Here is a 16,257-nt window from a genome sequence, read left to right as displayed (position 1 = left end):
GACGCATGAAAGCAGCGGCGAAAACGCAGAAACCAAAACGTCAGGAAGAACATGCCAACTTTATCAGTTGGCGTTTTGCGTTGTTATGCGGCTGTATTTTATTGGCACTGGCTTTCCTGCTGGGGCGCGTTGCCTGGTTGCAGGTAATCTCCCCGGATATGCTGGTGAAAGAGGGCGACATGCGCTCTCTTCGCGTTCAGCAAGTATCCACCTCCCGCGGCATGATTACCGATCGTTCTGGTCGCCCGTTAGCAGTGAGTGTGCCAGTAAAAGCGATCTGGGCCGACCCGAAAGAAGTGCATGAAGCTGGCGGCATCAGCGTCGGTGACCGCTGGAAGGCGCTGGCTAACGCGCTCAATATTCCGCTGGATCAACTTTCCGCCCGCATTAATGCCAACCCGAAAGGGCGCTTTATCTATCTGGCGCGTCAGGTTAACCCTGACATGGCTGAGTACATCAAAAAACTGAAGCTGCCGGGGATTCATCTACGTGAAGAATCTCGCCGTTACTATCCGTCTGGCGAAGTGACCGCTCACCTCATCGGCTTTACTAACGTCGATAGTCAGGGGATTGAGGGCGTCGAGAAGAGTTTCGATAAATGGCTTACCGGGCAGCCTGGCGAGCGCATTGTGCGTAAAGACCGCTATGGTCGCGTAATTGAAGATATCTCTTCCACCGACAGTCAGGCGGCACACAACCTGGCGCTGAGTATTGATGAACGCCTGCAGGCGCTGGTTTATCGCGAACTGAATAACGCGGTGGCCTTTAACAAGGCTGAATCCGGTAGTGCCGTGCTGGTGGATGTCAACACCGGTGAAGTGCTGGCGATGGCTAACAGCCCGTCATACAACCCAAACAATCTGAGTGGCACGCCGAAAGAGGCGATGCGTAACCGTACCATCACCGACGTGTTTGAACCTGGCTCAACGGTCAAACCGATGGTGGTGATGACCGCGTTGCAACGTGGCGTGGTGCGAGAAAACTCGGTACTGAATACCGTTCCTTATCGAATTAACGGCCACGAAATCAAAGACGTGGCACGCTACAGCGAATTAACCCTGACCGGGGTATTACAGAAGTCGAGTAACGTCGGTGTTTCCAAACTGGCGTTAGCGATGCCGTCCTCAGCGTTAGTAGATACTTACTCACGTTTTGGACTGGGAAAAGCGACCAATTTGGGGTTGGTCGGAGAACGCAGTGGCTTATATCCTCAAAAACAACGGTGGTCTGACATAGAGAGGGCCACCTTCTCTTTCGGCTATGGGCTAATGGTAACACCGTTACAGTTAGCGCGAGTCTACGCAACTATCGGCAGCTATGGCATTTATCGCCCGCTGTCGATTACCAAAGTTGATCCCCCGGTTCCCGGTGAACGTGTCTTCCCGGAGTCCATTGTTCGCACCGTGGTGCATATGATGGAAAGCGTGGCGCTACCGGGTGGCGGCGGCGTGAAGGCGGCGATTAAAGGCTATCGTATCGCCATTAAAACCGGTACTGCGAAAAAGGTCGGGCCGGACGGTCGCTACATCAATAAATATATTGCTTATACCGCAGGCGTTGCGCCTGCGAGTCAGCCGCGCTTCGCGCTGGTTGTTGTTATCAACGATCCGCAGGCGGGTAAATACTACGGCGGCGCCGTTTCCGCGCCGGTCTTTGGTGCCATCATGGGCGGCGTATTGCGTACCATGAACATCGAGCCGGATGCGCTGACAACGGGCGATAAAAATGAATTTGTGATTAATCAAGGCGAGGGGACAGGTGGCAGATCGTAATTTGCGCGACCTTCTTGCTCCGTGGGTGCCAGACGCACCTTCGCGAGCACTACGAGAGATGACACTCGACAGCCGTGTGGCTGCGGCGGGCGATCTCTTTGTAGCTGTAGTAGGTCATCAGGCGGACGGGCGTCGATATATCCCGCAGGCGATAGCGCAAGGTGTGGCTGCCATTATTGCAGAGGCGAAAGATGAGGCGACCGACGGTGAAATCCGTGAAATGCACGGCGTACCGGTCATCTATCTCAGCCAGCTCAATGAGCGTTTATCTGCACTGGCGGGCCGCTTTTACCATGAACCCTCTGACAATTTACGTCTCGTGGGCGTAACGGGCACCAACGGCAAAACTACGACTACTCAGCTTCTGGCGCAGTGGAGCCAACTGCTTGGCGAAACAAGCGCGGTAATGGGTACTGTTGGTAATGGCCTGCTGGGAAAAGTGATCCCAACAGAAAATACCACCGGTTCGGCAGTCGACGTTCAGCATGAGCTGGCGGGGCTGGTGGATCAGGGCGCGACTTTTTGCGCAATGGAAGTTTCCTCCCACGGGCTGGTACAGCACCGTGTGGCGGCATTAAAATTTGCGGCGTCAGTCTTTACCAACTTGAGTCGCGATCACCTTGATTACCATGGTGATATGGAACACTACGAAGCGGCGAAATGGCTGCTTTATTCTGAGCATCATTGCGGTCAGGCGATTATTAACGCCGACGATGAAGTGGGCCGCCGCTGGCTGGCAAAACTGCCGGACGCGGTTGCGGTATCAATGGAAGATCATATCAATCCGAACTGTCACGGACGCTGGTTGAAAGCGTCCGACGTGAACTATCACGACAGCGGTGCGACTATTCGCTTTAGCTCAAGCTGGGGTGATGGCGAAATTGAAAGCCATCTGATGGGCGCTTTTAATGTCAGCAACCTGCTGCTCGCGCTGGCGACGCTGCTGGCACTTGGCTACCCGCTGGCTGATCTGTTAAAAACCGCCGCGCGTCTGCAACCGGTTTGCGGACGTATGGAAGTGTTCACTGCACCGGGCAAACCGACGGTGGTGGTGGATTACGCGCATACGCCGGATGCATTGGAAAAAGCCTTGCAGGCTGCACGTCTTCACTGTGCAGGCAAGCTGTGGTGCGTCTTTGGCTGTGGTGGCGATCGCGATAAAGGTAAGCGTCCACTGATGGGAGCAATTGCTGAAGAGTTTGCTGACGTGGCGGTGGTGACGGACGATAACCCGCGTACCGAAGAGCCGCGTGCCATCATCAACGATATTCTGGCGGGAATGTTAGATGCCGGACATGCCAAAGTGATGGAAGGCCGCGCTGAAGCGGTGACTTGCGCCGTTATGCAGGCTAAAGAGAACGATGTGGTACTGGTCGCGGGCAAAGGCCATGAAGATTACCAGATTGTTGGCAATCAGCGTCTCGACTATTCCGATCGCGTCACGGTAGCGCGTCTGCTGGGGGTAATTGCATGATTAGCGTAACCCTTAGCCAACTTACCGATATTCTCAACGGTGAACTAAAAGGGGCAGATATCACCCTTGATGCTGTAACCACTGACACACGAAAACTGACGCCGGGTTGCCTGTTTGTTGCCCTGAAAGGCGAACGTTTCGATGCCCATGATTTTGCTGACCAGGCGAAAGCTGGCGGTGCGGGTGCACTACTGGTTAGCCGTCCGCTGGATATCTATCTGCCGCAGTTAATCGTCAAGGATACTCGTCTGGCGTTTGGTGAACTGGCTGCATGGGTTCGCCAGCAAGTTCCGGCGCGCGTGGTTGCTCTGACCGGTTCCTCCGGCAAAACCTCCGTTAAAGAGATGACGGCGGCGATTTTAAGCCAGTGTGGCAACACGCTTTATACGGCAGGCAATCTCAACAACGACATCGGTGTACCGATGACGCTGTTGCGCTTAACGCCAGAGTACGATTACGCAGTTATTGAGCTTGGTGCAAACCATCAGGGTGAAATTGCCTGGACTGTTAGCCTTACTCGCCCGGAAGCGGCGCTGGTCAACAACCTGGCAGCGGCGCATCTGGAAGGTTTTGGCTCGCTTGCGGGTGTCGCGAAAGCGAAAGGTGAAATCTTTAGCGGCCTGCCGGAAAACGGTATCGCCATTATGAATGCCGACAACAACGACTGGCTGAACTGGCAGAGTGTGATTGGCTCACGCAAAGTGTGGCGCTTCTCACCGAATGCTAACAACAGCGATTTCACCGCCACCAATATCCACGTGACCTCGCACGGTACGGAATTTACGCTGCAAACCCCAACGGGTAGCGTCGATGTTCTGCTGCCGTTGCCGGGGCGTCACAATATTGCGAATGCGCTGGCAGCCGCTGCGCTCTCCATGTCCGTGGGCGCAACGCTTGATGCTATTAAAGCGGGGCTGGCAAATCTGAAAGCTGTTCCTGGCCGTCTGTTCCCCATTCAACTGGCGGAAAATCAGTTGCTGCTCGACGACTCCTACAACGCTAACGTCGGCTCCATGACCGCCGCTGTTCAGGTACTGGCTGAAATGCCGGGCTACCGTGTGCTGGTGGTGGGCGATATGGCGGAACTGGGCGCTGAAAGCGAGGCCTGCCATGTACAGGTGGGCGAAGCGGCGAAGGCGGCGGGTATTGACCGCGTGTTAAGTGTGGGTAAACAAAGCCATGCTATCAGCACCGCCAGCGGCGTTGGCGAACATTTTTCCGATAAAACTGCGCTTATCGCGCGTCTTAAATCACTGATTGCTGAGCAACAGGTAATTACGATTTTAGTTAAGGGTTCACGTAGTGCTGCCATGGAAGAGGTAGTACGCGCTTTACAGGAGAATGGGACATGTTAGTTTGGCTGGCCGAACATTTGGTCAAATATTATTCCGGCTTTAACGTCTTTTCCTATCTGACGTTTCGCGCCATCGTCAGCCTGCTGACTGCGCTGTTCATCTCATTGTGGATGGGCCCGCGCATGATTGCTCATTTGCAAAAACTTTCCTTTGGTCAGGTAGTGCGTAACGACGGTCCTGAATCACACTTCAGCAAGCGCGGTACGCCGACCATGGGCGGGATTATGATCCTGACAGCGATTGTGATCTCCGTGCTGCTGTGGGCTTATCCATCCAATCCGTACGTCTGGTGCGTACTGGTGGTGCTGGTAGGTTACGGCATCATTGGCTTTGTTGATGACTATCGCAAAGTGGTGCGTAAAGACACCAAAGGGTTGATCGCTCGTTGGAAGTATTTCTGGATGTCGGTCATTGCGCTGGGTGTTGCTTTCGCTTTGTACCTTGCCGGCAAAGATACGCCCGCAACGCAACTGGTGGTCCCGTTCTTTAAAGATGTGATGCCGCAACTGGGACTGTTCTACATTCTGCTGGCTTACTTCGTCATTGTGGGTACTGGCAACGCGGTAAACCTGACCGATGGTCTCGACGGTCTGGCAATTATGCCGACCGTATTTGTCGCCGGTGGTTTTGCGCTGGTGGCGTGGGCGACCGGCAATATGAACTTTGCCAGCTATTTACACATACCGTATCTGCGACACGCCGGGGAACTGGTCATTGTCTGTACCGCGATAGTCGGGGCAGGGCTGGGATTCCTGTGGTTTAACACCTATCCGGCGCAAGTCTTTATGGGCGATGTCGGTTCGCTGGCGTTAGGTGGCGCGCTGGGCATTATCGCCGTACTGCTGCGTCAGGAATTCCTGCTGGTGATTATGGGCGGTGTTTTTGTGGTTGAAACCCTGTCGGTTATTTTGCAGGTCGGCTCCTTTAAACTGCGCGGACAACGTATTTTCCGCATGGCGCCGATTCACCACCACTATGAACTGAAAGGTTGGCCGGAACCGCGCGTCATTGTGCGTTTCTGGATTATTTCGCTGATGCTGGTCCTGATTGGTCTGGCAACGCTGAAGGTACGTTAATCATGGCTGATTACCAGGGTAAAAATGTCGTCATTATCGGCCTGGGCCTTACCGGGCTTTCTTGCGTGGACTTTTTCCTCGCTCGCGGTGTGACGCCGCGCGTCATGGATACGCGGATGACACCGCCTGGCCTGGATAAATTACCCGAAGCCGTAGAACGCCACACGGGCGGTCTTAACGACGAATGGCTGATGGCGGCTGATCTGATCGTCGCCAGTCCCGGCATTGCATTGGCGCATCCTTCCTTAAGCGCTGCCGCCGATGCCGGAATCGAAATCGTTGGCGATATCGAGCTATTCTGCCGCGAAGCACAAGCACCGATTGTGGCGATCACCGGTTCTAATGGCAAAAGCACTGTCACCACACTAGTGGGTGAAATGGCGAAAGCGGCGGGCGTTAACGTTGGCGTGGGTGGCAACATTGGCCTGCCCGCGTTGATGCTGTTGGATGCTGAGTGCGAACTGTACGTGCTCGAGCTGTCGAGCTTCCAGCTGGAAACTACCTCCAGTTTACAGGCGGTGGCAGCGACCATTCTGAACGTGACAGAAGATCATATGGATCGCTATCCATTTGGTTTACAGCAGTATCGTGCGGCAAAACTGCGCATTTATGAAAATGCGAAAGTTTGCGTGGTTAATGCTGACGATGCCTTAACAATGCCGATTCGTGGTGCGGATGAACGTTGCGTTAGCTTTGGTATCAATATGGGCGACTATCACCTGAATCATCAGCAGGGTGAAACCTGGCTGCGGGTGAAAGGCGAGAAAGTGTTGAACGTGAAAGAGATGAAACTTTCCGGTCAGCATAACTACACCAATGCGCTGGCGGCACTGGCGCTGGCAGACGCAGCTGGATTACCACGTGCCAGTAGCCTGAAAGCGTTAACTACGTTCACTGGTCTACCGCATCGCTTTGAAGTGGTGCTGGAACATAACGGTGTGCGCTGGATTAACGATTCGAAAGCCACTAACGTCGGCAGTACGGAAGCAGCGCTGAATGGCTTGCACGTAGACGGCACGCTGCATTTGTTGCTGGGCGGCGATGGTAAATCGGCGGACTTCAGCCCACTGGCGCATTACCTGAATGGTGATAACGTGCGTCTGTATTGTTTTGGTCGTGACGGTGCGCAGCTGGCGGCGCTACGCCCGGAAGTGGCAGAACAAACTGAAACCATGGAACAGGCGATGCGCTTGCTGGCTCCGCGTGTTCAACCAGGAGATATGGTTCTGCTCTCCCCGGCCTGTGCCAGCCTTGATCAGTTCAAGAACTTTGAACAACGAGGCAATGAATTTGCCCGTCTGGCGAAGGAGTTAGGTTGATGCGTTTATCTCTCCCTCGCCTGAAAATGCCACGTCTGCCGGGATTCAGTATCCTTGCATGGCTCTTTACGGCAGTAAAAGGCTGGGTGATGGGCTCGCGGGAAAAAGATACCGACAGCCTGATCATGTACGATCGTACTCTGCTGTGGCTGACCTTCGGCCTTGCGGCGATCGGTTTTATCATGGTGACGTCGGCATCAATGCCGATCGGGCAACGCTTGACTAACGATCCCTTTTTCTTCGCTAAGCGTGATGGCGTCTACCTGATCCTGGCGTTCATTCTGGCGATTATTACACTGCGCCTGCCGATGGAGTTCTGGCAGCGCTATAGCACTACGATGCTGTTAGGTTCGATCATTTTGCTGATGATCGTACTGGTGGTAGGTAGCTCGGTAAAAGGGGCATCGCGTTGGATCGATCTTGGTTTGCTGCGTATTCAGCCAGCGGAGCTGACTAAGTTATCGCTGTTTTGCTACATCGCCAACTATCTGGTGCGTAAAGGCGACGAAGTACGTAATAACCTGCGTGGCTTCCTGAAACCGATGGGCGTGATTCTGGTGTTGGCGATCTTGCTGCTGGCACAACCTGACCTCGGTACGGTGGTGGTGCTGTTTGTGACGACGCTGGCGATGCTGTTTTTGGCGGGGGCGAAGCTGTGGCAGTTTATCGCCATTATCGGCATGGGAATCTCGGCTGTTATTCTGCTGATCCTCGCTGAACCGTACCGTATTCGCCGTGTAACTTCATTCTGGAATCCCTGGGATGATCCGTTTGGCAGCGGTTACCAACTGACACAATCGCTGATGGCGTTTGGTCGTGGCGAATTATGGGGACAAGGGCTGGGTAATTCGGTGCAGAAACTGGAGTATCTGCCGGAGGCGCATACTGACTTTATTTTCGCCATTATCGGTGAAGAACTGGGGTATGTCGGTGTGGTACTGGCACTTTTAATGGTATTCTTCGTCGCTTTTCGCGCGATGTCTATCGGTCGTAAAGCGCTGGAAATTGATCACCGTTTTTCAGGCTTTTTGGCCTGTTCTATCGGTATCTGGTTCAGCTTCCAGGCACTGGTGAACGTTGGCGCAGCCGCGGGGATGTTACCGACCAAAGGCCTGACATTGCCTCTCATCAGTTACGGAGGTTCGAGTTTATTGATTATGTCGACAGCGATCATGCTGTTGTTGCGCATTGATTATGAAACACGTCTGGAAAAAGCCCAGGCGTTTGCACGAGGTTCACGATGAGCGGTCAAGGGAAGCGGTTAATGGTGATGGCTGGTGGTACTGGTGGTCATGTGTTCCCAGGACTGGCGGTTGCGCACCATTTAATAGCCCAGGGGTGGGAAGTGCGCTGGTTGGGTACTGCCGATCGTATGGAAGCGGACTTAGTGCCAAAACATGGCATTGAAATTGATTTCATTCGTATCACTGGTCTGCGTGGCAAAGGTATAAAAGCGCTGTTAGCTGCGCCTCTGCGTATTTTTAACGCCTGGCGTCAGGCGCGGGCGATTATGAAAGCGTTCAAACCTGATGTTGTATTAGGTATGGGCGGATATGTTTCCGGGCCTGGCGGTCTGGCGGCGTGGTCGCTTGGCATCCCGGTTGTGCTTCACGAACAAAACGGTATCGCGGGCTTAACCAATAAATGGCTGGCGAAGATTGCCACTAAAGTGATGCAGGCATTTCCGGGGGCTTTCCCCAATGCGGAAGTTGTTGGTAACCCGGTGCGCACAGATGTGCTGGCACTACCGTTGCCGCAGCAGCGTTTGGCTGGACGTGAAGGTCCGATTCGCGTACTGGTGGTAGGTGGTTCCCAGGGAGCGCGGATATTAAACCAGACAATGCCGCTGGTCGCAGCAAAACTTGGCGATACAGTAACCATCTGGCATCAGAGCGGTAAAGGTGCGCAACAAATCGTTGAGCAGGCTTATGCGGATGCGGGGCAACCGCAGCATAAAGTGACAGAGTTTATTGATGATATGGCGGCTGCCTATGCCTGGGCAGATGTGGTTGTGTGTCGCTCTGGCGCGTTGACAGTCAGTGAAATAGCTGCCGCCGGATTGCCCGCGATTTTTGTGCCATTTCAGCATAAAGACAGGCAACAGTACTGGAATGCGTTACCGCTGGAGAAAGCGGGAGCAGCGAAAATTTTTGAGCAGCCACAGTTTACCGTGGATGCCGTTGCCAGCACGCTTGCTGGCTGGTCACGTGAAACTTTATTAACTATGGCAGAACGCGCCCGTGCGGCATCAGTACCTGATGCCACTGAGCGGGTTGCAAACGAAGTGAGCCGGGCTGCCCGGTCTTAATTGTAGTGATGCCTTTTGCATCGCATGGATTTCAGAAGTTAATGGCGTAAAGAATGAATACACAACAATTGGCAAAACTGCGTTACATCGTGCCCGAAATGCGTCGCGTTCGGCACATTCACTTTGTCGGCATCGGTGGTGCCGGTATGGGCGGTATTGCCGAAGTTCTGGCCAATGAAGGTTATCAGATCAGTGGTTCAGATTTAGCGCCAAACCCGGTCACTCAGCAGTTAACAAACCTGGGCGCGACGATTTACTTTAACCATCGCCCGGAAAATGTGCGTGATGCCAGCGTGGTGGTCGTCTCCAGTGCTATTTCTGCCGATAACCCGGAAATTGTTGCTGCCCATGAAGCGCGTATTCCGGTGATCCGTCGTGCTGAAATGCTGGCCGAATTAATGCGTTTTCGTCACGGTATCGCCATTGCCGGGACACATGGTAAAACCACCACCACCGCAATGGTGTCCAGCATTTATGCAGAAGCGGGCCTTGATCCGACATTTGTTAACGGTGGTCTGGTGAAGGCAGCAGGTGTTCATGCACGTTTAGGTCATGGCCGTTACCTGATTGCTGAAGCGGATGAGAGTGACGCGTCTTTCCTCCATCTGCAACCGATGGTGGCGATTGTCACCAATATCGAAGCCGACCATATGGATACTTATCAGGGCGACTTCGAGAATTTAAAACAAACCTTTATTAATTTTCTGCACAACTTACCGTTTTACGGTCGTGCAGTAATGTGTGTTGACGATCCGGTGATCCGCGAATTGTTACCACGTGTGGGCCGTCAAATTACCACTTACGGTTTCAGTGAAGATGCTGACGTGCGTGTGGAAGATTACCAGCAGATTGGTCCGCAGGGGCACTTTACGTTACTGCGTCAGGACAAAGAACCTTTGCGTGTAACACTCAATGCGCCTGGCCGTCATAACGCGCTGAATGCCGCAGCTGCGGTTGCAGTTGCCACGGAAGAGGGGATTGAAGATGACGTTATTCTGCGTGCGCTGGAGAGCTTCCAGGGAACCGGCCGTCGCTTCGATTTCCTCGGTGAGTTCCCGTTGAATCCAGTGAATGGTAAAAGCGGTACGGCAATGCTGGTCGATGATTACGGTCACCACCCGACCGAAGTGGACGCGACGATTAAAGCAGCACGTGCAGGCTGGCCGGAGAAAAATCTGGTGATGTTGTTCCAGCCGCATCGTTTTACCCGTACCCGCGATCTGTATGATGACTTCGCCAATGTTCTGACGCAGGTTGATACCCTGCTGATGCTGGAAGTCTATCCGGCAGGCGAATCCCCGATTCCAGGCGCAGATAGCCGTTCGCTTTGCCGCACAATTCGCGGTCGCGGTAAAATCGATCCAATACTGGTGTCTGATCCCGCTAAAGTTGCAGAGATGCTGGCGCCGGTCCTTACCGGTAACGATCTCATCCTCGTACAAGGGGCCGGGAATATCGGCAAGATTGCGCGTTATTTAGCAGAAATCAAACTCAAGCCGCAAACTTCTGAGGATGGACAGCATGACTGATAAAATTGCTGTTCTGCTGGGTGGCACTTCCGCAGAGCGGGAAGTTTCACTGAATTCAGGTGCGGCTGTGTTGGCGGGTCTGCGTGAAGGCGGTGTAGATGCATATCCTGTCGACCCGAAAGACGTCGATGTGGCACAGCTGAAATCCATGGGATTTCAAAAGGTGTTTATTGCCCTGCATGGCCGTGGCGGTGAGGACGGTACCCTACAAGGTATGCTTGAGCTTCTGGGCTTACCTTATACCGGTAGTGGTGTGATGGCTTCAGCTATTTCAATGGACAAGCTGCGTAGCAAATTATTATGGCAAGGGGCAGGGCTGCCCGTTGCTCCATGGGTAGCAATCACGCGTACTGAGTTTGAAAAAGGGCTTAGTGATGAAGTGGTTAAACAAATTTCTGCGTTAGGTTTACCATTAATAGTGAAACCAAGCCGCGAAGGCTCAAGCGTTGGAATGTCGAAAGTAGTAGCAGAAAATTCTGTTGAAAATGCATTAAAATTGGCATTTCAGCATGATGACGAAGTTCTGGTTGAAAAATGGCTAAGTGGGCCGGAGTTCACGGTTGCGATACTCGGAGAAGAAATTTTACCATCGATTCGTATCCAACCTGCTGGAACCTTCTATGATTATGAGGCGAAATATCTCTCTGATGAGACACAATATTTCTGTCCATCTGGTCTGGAAGCAGAACAAGAGTCGATTTTAAAGTCGTTAGTGCAAAAAGCATGGACAACTTTAGGCTGCAAAGGATGGGGACGCATTGACGTCATGTTGGATGATGATGGGCAGTTTTATCTGCTGGAAGCGAATACCTCGCCGGGGATGACCAGCCATAGTCTGGTGCCAATGGCTGCGCGTCAGGCAGGAATGAGTTTTTCGCAGTTGGTAGTACGAATTCTGGAATTGGCGGACTGATATGTCGCAGGCTGCGCTGAACACACGAAACAGTGAGGAAGAAATCTCTTCTCACCGCAATAATGGCACTCGTCTGGCGGGGATACTTTTCCTGCTGACCGTACTATGTACCGTGTTAGTCAGCGGCTGGGTTGTGCTGGGATGGATGGAAGATGCGCAGCGTTTACCATTGTCCAAACTGGTGTTAACGGGTGAGCGTCATTACACGCGTAACGATGATATCCGACAGTCGATTCTGGCGCTGGGTGAACCGGGCACCTTTATGACTCAGGATGTCAACATTATCCAGAGTCAGATTGAACAACGTTTGCCATGGATTAAGCAGGTGAGCGTCAGAAAGCAGTGGCCCGATGAATTGAAGATTCATCTGGTTGAATATGTGCCGATTGCGCGTTGGAATGATCAGCATATGGTAGATGCCGAAGGAAATACCTTCAGTGTACCAACCGATCGCACCAGCAAGCAGGTTTTGCCCATGTTATACGGCCCGGAAGGTAGCGCAAATGAAGTCTTGCAGGGCTACCGGGAGATGGGCCAGGTGCTGGCAAAAAACAGGTTTACTCTGAAGGAAGCGGCAATGACCGCTCGCCGCTCCTGGCAGTTGACGCTGAATAACGATATTAAGCTCAATCTTGGCAGGGGCGATACGATGAAACGTTTGGCTCGCTTTGTAGAACTTTATCCAGTTTTACAGCAGCAGGCGCAAACCGATGGCAAACGGATTAGCTACGTTGATTTGCGTTATGACTCTGGTGCGGCAGTAGGCTGGGCGCCTTTACCGCCAGAGGAATCTAATCAGCAACAAAATCAGGCACAGGCAGAACAACAATGATCAAGGCGACGGACAGAAAACTGGTAGTAGGACTGGAGATTGGTACCGCGAAGGTTGCCGCTTTAGTAGGGGAAGTTCTGCCCGACGGTATGGTCAATATCATTGGCGTGGGCAGCTGCCCGTCACGTGGTATGGATAAAGGCGGGGTGAACGACCTCGAATCCGTGGTTAAGTGCGTACAACGCGCTATTGACCAGGCAGAATTAATGGCAGATTGCCAGATCTCCTCGGTGTATCTGGCGCTTTCTGGTAAGCATATCAGCTGCCAGAATGAAATCGGTATGGTACCGATTTCCGAAGAAGAAGTGACGCAGGAAGACGTTGAGAACGTTGTACATACCGCGAAGTCGGTACGTGTCCGCGACGAACATCGTGTTCTGCATGTTATCCCGCAGGAATACGCCATTGACTACCAGGAGGGCATCAAGAATCCTGTAGGGCTTTCCGGTGTACGGATGCAGGCTAAAGTGCATTTGATCACCTGTCACAACGATATGGCAAAAAACATTGTTAAAGCTGTTGAACGTTGTGGCCTGAAAGTTGACCAACTGATATTTGCCGGACTCGCAGCCAGTTATTCCGTATTGACGGAAGATGAACGTGAACTGGGGGTCTGCGTAGTGGATATCGGTGGTGGTACAATGGATATCGCCGTTTATACTGGCGGTGCCTTGCGCCATACCAAAGTTATTCCTTACGCCGGGAATGTGGTGACCAGCGACATCGCTTATGCCTTCGGTACACCACCAAGTGATGCCGAAGCGATTAAGGTACGACATGGTTGTGCGTTGGGGTCGCTGGTAGGCAAAGATGAGAGCGTTGAAGTGCCAAGTGTGGGGGGGCGTCCACCACGCAGCCTGCAACGGCAGACTCTGGCAGAAGTGATTGAGCCGCGTTATACCGAGTTGCTAAATCTGGTCAACGAAGAGATATTGCAGTTACAGGAACAACTTCGTCAGCAAGGCGTGAAACATCACCTCGCGGCGGGGATTGTATTAACCGGTGGCGCTGCGCAAATTGAAGGCCTGGCGGCCTGTGCCCAGCGTGTGTTTCATACTCAGGTGCGTATTGGCGCACCGCTGAATATCACCGGGTTAACAGATTATGCTCAGGAGCCGTATTACTCGACGGCGGTTGGGTTGCTTCACTACGGAAAAGAGACTCATCTTAGTGGTGAGGCTGAAGTGGAAAAACGGGTTACAGCATCAGTTGGGTCGTGGATCAAACGACTGAATAGCTGGTTGCGCAAAGAGTTTTAATTTTTTAAGAGGTCGGCAATTATTACGGCCTCAGGCGACAGGCACAAAACGGAGAGAAACTATGTTTGAACCTATGGAACTTACCAACGACGCGGTGATTAAGGTCATCGGCGTCGGTGGCGGCGGTGGCAATGCCGTTGAACACATGGTGCGCGAGCGCATTGAGGGTGTTGAATTCTTCGCGGTGAATACCGACGCTCAGGCGTTGCGTAAAACAGCGGTTGGCCAGACTATTCAGATCGGTAGTGGTATTACCAAAGGTCTGGGTGCGGGGGCAAACCCGGAAGTCGGTCGCAATGCAGCTGACGAAGATCGCGAAGCATTGCGAGCAGCACTTGAAGGGGCAGACATGGTCTTTATCGCCGCCGGTATGGGTGGTGGTACGGGGACTGGTGCTGCACCCGTAGTGGCTGAAGTTGCAAAAGATTTAGGAATCCTGACCGTTGCTGTCGTCACTAAGCCGTTCAACTTCGAAGGCAAGAAGCGTATGGCATTTGCGGAGCAGGGGATCACTGAGCTGTCCAAGCATGTGGACTCGCTGATCACCATCCCGAACGACAAACTACTGAAAGTTCTGGGCCGTGGTATCTCCCTGCTGGATGCGTTTGGCGCAGCGAACGATGTACTCAAAGGCGCTGTTCAGGGTATCGCTGAACTGATTACTCGTCCGGGCCTGATGAACGTGGACTTTGCAGACGTACGCACCGTAATGTCTGAAATGGGCTACGCAATGATGGGATCTGGCGTGGCGAGCGGTGAAGACCGTGCGGAAGAAGCGGCTGAAATGGCTATTTCTTCTCCGCTGTTGGAAGATATCGACCTGTCTGGTGCACGCGGTGTACTGGTTAACATTACAGCGGGCTTCGACCTGCGTCTGGATGAGTTCGAAACTGTGGGTAATACCATCCGTGCATTTGCGTCGGATAACGCCACCGTGGTTATCGGTACTTCTCTTGACCCGGATATGAACGATGAACTGCGCGTAACCGTAGTTGCAACGGGTATCGGTATGGACAAGCGTCCAGAAATTACTCTGGTGACCAGTAAACAGGTACAGCAGCCGGTAATGGATCGCTATCAGCAGCACGGTATGGCGCCGTTAACACAAGAGCAGAAACCGGTAGCGAAAGTGGTAAATGACAATACGCCACAAAGCGCAAAAGAGCCGGATTATCTGGATATCCCAGCATTCCTGCGTAAGCAAGCTGATTAAGAATTAGCTGGAATTTGGGTTTCGAGGCTCTTTGTGCTAAACTGGCCCGCCAAATGTATAGTACACTTCGGTTGGATAGGTAATTTGGCGAGATAATACGATGATCAAACAAAGGACACTTAAACGTATCGTTCAGGCGACGGGTGTCGGTTTACATACCGGCAAGAAAGTCACCCTGACGTTACGCCCTGCGCCGGCCAACACCGGGGTCATCTATCGTCGCACCGACTTGAATCCACCGGTAGATTTCCCGGCCGATGCCAAATCTGTGCGTGATACCATGCTCTGCACGTGTCTGGTCAACGAGCATGATGTACGGATTTCGACCGTAGAGCACCTTAACGCTGCTCTGGCGGGTTTAGGCATCGATAACATCGTTATTGAGGTTGATGCTCCGGAAATCCCGATCATGGACGGCAGTGCTGCCCCGTTTGTCTACCTGCTGCTTGATGCAGGCATTGAGGAACTGAACAGCGCGAAAAAATTTGTACGTATCAAAGAGACTGTTCGTGTTGAAGATGGCGACAAGTGGGCTGAATTCAGACCGTACAATGGTTTTACGTTGGATTTCACCATCGACTTTAACCACCCGGCGATCGATTCCAGCACTCAGCGCTACGCGATGAACTTCTCTGCTGATGCATTTATGCGCCAGATTAGCCGGGCGCGTACCTTCGGTTTCATGCGTGATATCGAATATCTGCAGTCTCGAGGCTTGTGCCTGGGCGGCAGCTTCGATTGTGCCATCGTTGTTGACGATTATCGCGTGCTGAACGAAGACGGTCTGCGTTTTGAAGACGAGTTTGTACGTCACAAAATGCTCGACGCGATCGGTGATTTGTTCATGTGCGGTCACAACATTATTGGTGCATTTACCGCTTATAAATCCGGTCATGCACTGAATAACAAATTGTTGCAGGCAGTCCTGGCAAAACAGGAAGCTTGGGAATATGTGACCTTCCAGGACGACGCAGAACTGCCGCTGGCGTTTAAAGCGCCTTCGACTGTACTGGCATAACGACAAGTTTTTGTCGTATAAAATTCGACTGGTTAACCTGGCACTCTCTCCGGCCAGGTAAGCCAGTCGTTTTTTTTTGTATTTTATCTATCGCAGCAAAACAGTGTTGTGCGAACGCTGCTTTATTAATCACTTTTACCCCTGAGTACTCGTCATTACTGCTGTGGAATACGGGCTTTAATGATAAGA

Annotated in this window: 13 protein-coding genes; all 13 read left to right on the top strand. The window is 52.6% G+C overall.

Translation table 11 applies throughout. The annotated features are described in order from the left end of the window. Window positions 1-5 precede the first annotated feature (5 nt). Window positions 6-1,772, top strand: a complete 1,767-nt coding sequence (gene ftsI / locus K0335_RS10635) for a peptidoglycan glycosyltransferase FtsI (RefSeq protein WP_000642222.1) — start codon at window positions 6-8, stop codon at window positions 1,770-1,772. Next, window positions 1,759-3,246 (top strand): UDP-N-acetylmuramoyl-L-alanyl-D-glutamate--2,6-diaminopimelate ligase, encoded by a 1,488-nt coding sequence (murE, locus tag K0335_RS10630; RefSeq protein WP_104919970.1) that lies wholly within the window; start codon window positions 1,759-1,761, stop codon window positions 3,244-3,246. The genes ftsI and murE overlap by 14 nt, the downstream gene beginning before the upstream one ends. Continuing rightward, on the top strand, window positions 3,243-4,601 hold the full coding sequence (gene murF, locus K0335_RS10625; protein WP_104919971.1) for a UDP-N-acetylmuramoyl-tripeptide--D-alanyl-D-alanine ligase: 1,359 nt from the start codon (window positions 3,243-3,245) through the stop codon (window positions 4,599-4,601). The genes murE and murF overlap by 4 nt, the downstream gene beginning before the upstream one ends. Further along, complete coding sequence (gene mraY / locus K0335_RS10620; RefSeq protein ID WP_000964122.1) at window positions 4,595-5,677, top strand: phospho-N-acetylmuramoyl-pentapeptide-transferase; 1,083 nt, start codon at window positions 4,595-4,597, stop codon at window positions 5,675-5,677. The genes murF and mraY overlap by 7 nt, the downstream gene beginning before the upstream one ends. Before the next feature lie 2 nt (window positions 5,678-5,679). Next, window positions 5,680-6,996: a UDP-N-acetylmuramoyl-L-alanine--D-glutamate ligase gene (murD, locus tag K0335_RS10615; RefSeq protein WP_000796452.1), complete on the top strand. Its 1,317-nt coding sequence runs from the start codon at window positions 5,680-5,682 to the stop codon at window positions 6,994-6,996. Continuing rightward, entirely contained in the window at window positions 6,996-8,240 is a 1,245-nt protein-coding gene (ftsW, locus tag K0335_RS10610) for a cell division protein FtsW (protein WP_002431685.1), read from the top strand. Before murD ends, ftsW begins: the two co-directional genes overlap by 1 nt. Further along, window positions 8,237-9,304 carry an undecaprenyldiphospho-muramoylpentapeptide beta-N-acetylglucosaminyltransferase gene (gene murG / locus K0335_RS10605; RefSeq protein WP_104919972.1) on the top strand — a complete coding sequence of 356 codons (1,068 nt, stop codon included), beginning with the start codon at window positions 8,237-8,239 and terminating at the stop codon, window positions 9,302-9,304. Before ftsW ends, murG begins: the two co-directional genes overlap by 4 nt. A 53-nt stretch (window positions 9,305-9,357) precedes the next feature. Beyond that, a complete protein-coding gene (murC, locus tag K0335_RS10600) occupies window positions 9,358-10,833 on the top strand; it encodes a UDP-N-acetylmuramate--L-alanine ligase (RefSeq protein WP_001096084.1) in 1,476 nt (491 codons plus the stop codon). Next, window positions 10,826-11,746, top strand: coding sequence for a D-alanine--D-alanine ligase (locus K0335_RS10595; RefSeq protein WP_000130078.1), 921 nt, complete (start codon window positions 10,826-10,828; stop codon window positions 11,744-11,746). Before murC ends, K0335_RS10595 begins: the two co-directional genes overlap by 8 nt. Before the next feature lies 1 nt (window position 11,747). Further along, a complete protein-coding gene (ftsQ, locus tag K0335_RS10590; RefSeq protein WP_000075730.1) occupies window positions 11,748-12,578 on the top strand; it encodes a cell division protein FtsQ in 831 nt (276 codons plus the stop codon). Next, window positions 12,575-13,837, top strand: a complete 1,263-nt coding sequence (ftsA, locus tag K0335_RS10585) for a cell division protein FtsA (protein ID WP_000588466.1) — start codon at window positions 12,575-12,577, stop codon at window positions 13,835-13,837. The genes ftsQ and ftsA overlap by 4 nt, the downstream gene beginning before the upstream one ends. Window positions 13,838-13,898: 61 nt before the next feature. Beyond that, complete coding sequence (ftsZ, locus tag K0335_RS10580; protein ID WP_104919973.1) at window positions 13,899-15,050, top strand: cell division protein FtsZ; 1,152 nt, start codon at window positions 13,899-13,901, stop codon at window positions 15,048-15,050. 100 nt (window positions 15,051-15,150) lie between these two features. Continuing rightward, complete coding sequence (lpxC, locus tag K0335_RS10575) at window positions 15,151-16,068, top strand: UDP-3-O-acyl-N-acetylglucosamine deacetylase (RefSeq protein WP_000595473.1); 918 nt, start codon at window positions 15,151-15,153, stop codon at window positions 16,066-16,068. The last annotated feature ends 189 nt before the right edge of the window (window positions 16,069-16,257 follow it).

This window comes from Escherichia sp. GZ89 (assembly GCF_019366485.1).
Lineage (GTDB): Bacteria > Pseudomonadota > Gammaproteobacteria > Enterobacterales > Enterobacteriaceae > Escherichia > Escherichia fergusonii.
Note: the sequence above shows the minus strand (reverse complement) of the source record. Positions and strands in the feature narration are given on the sequence as shown.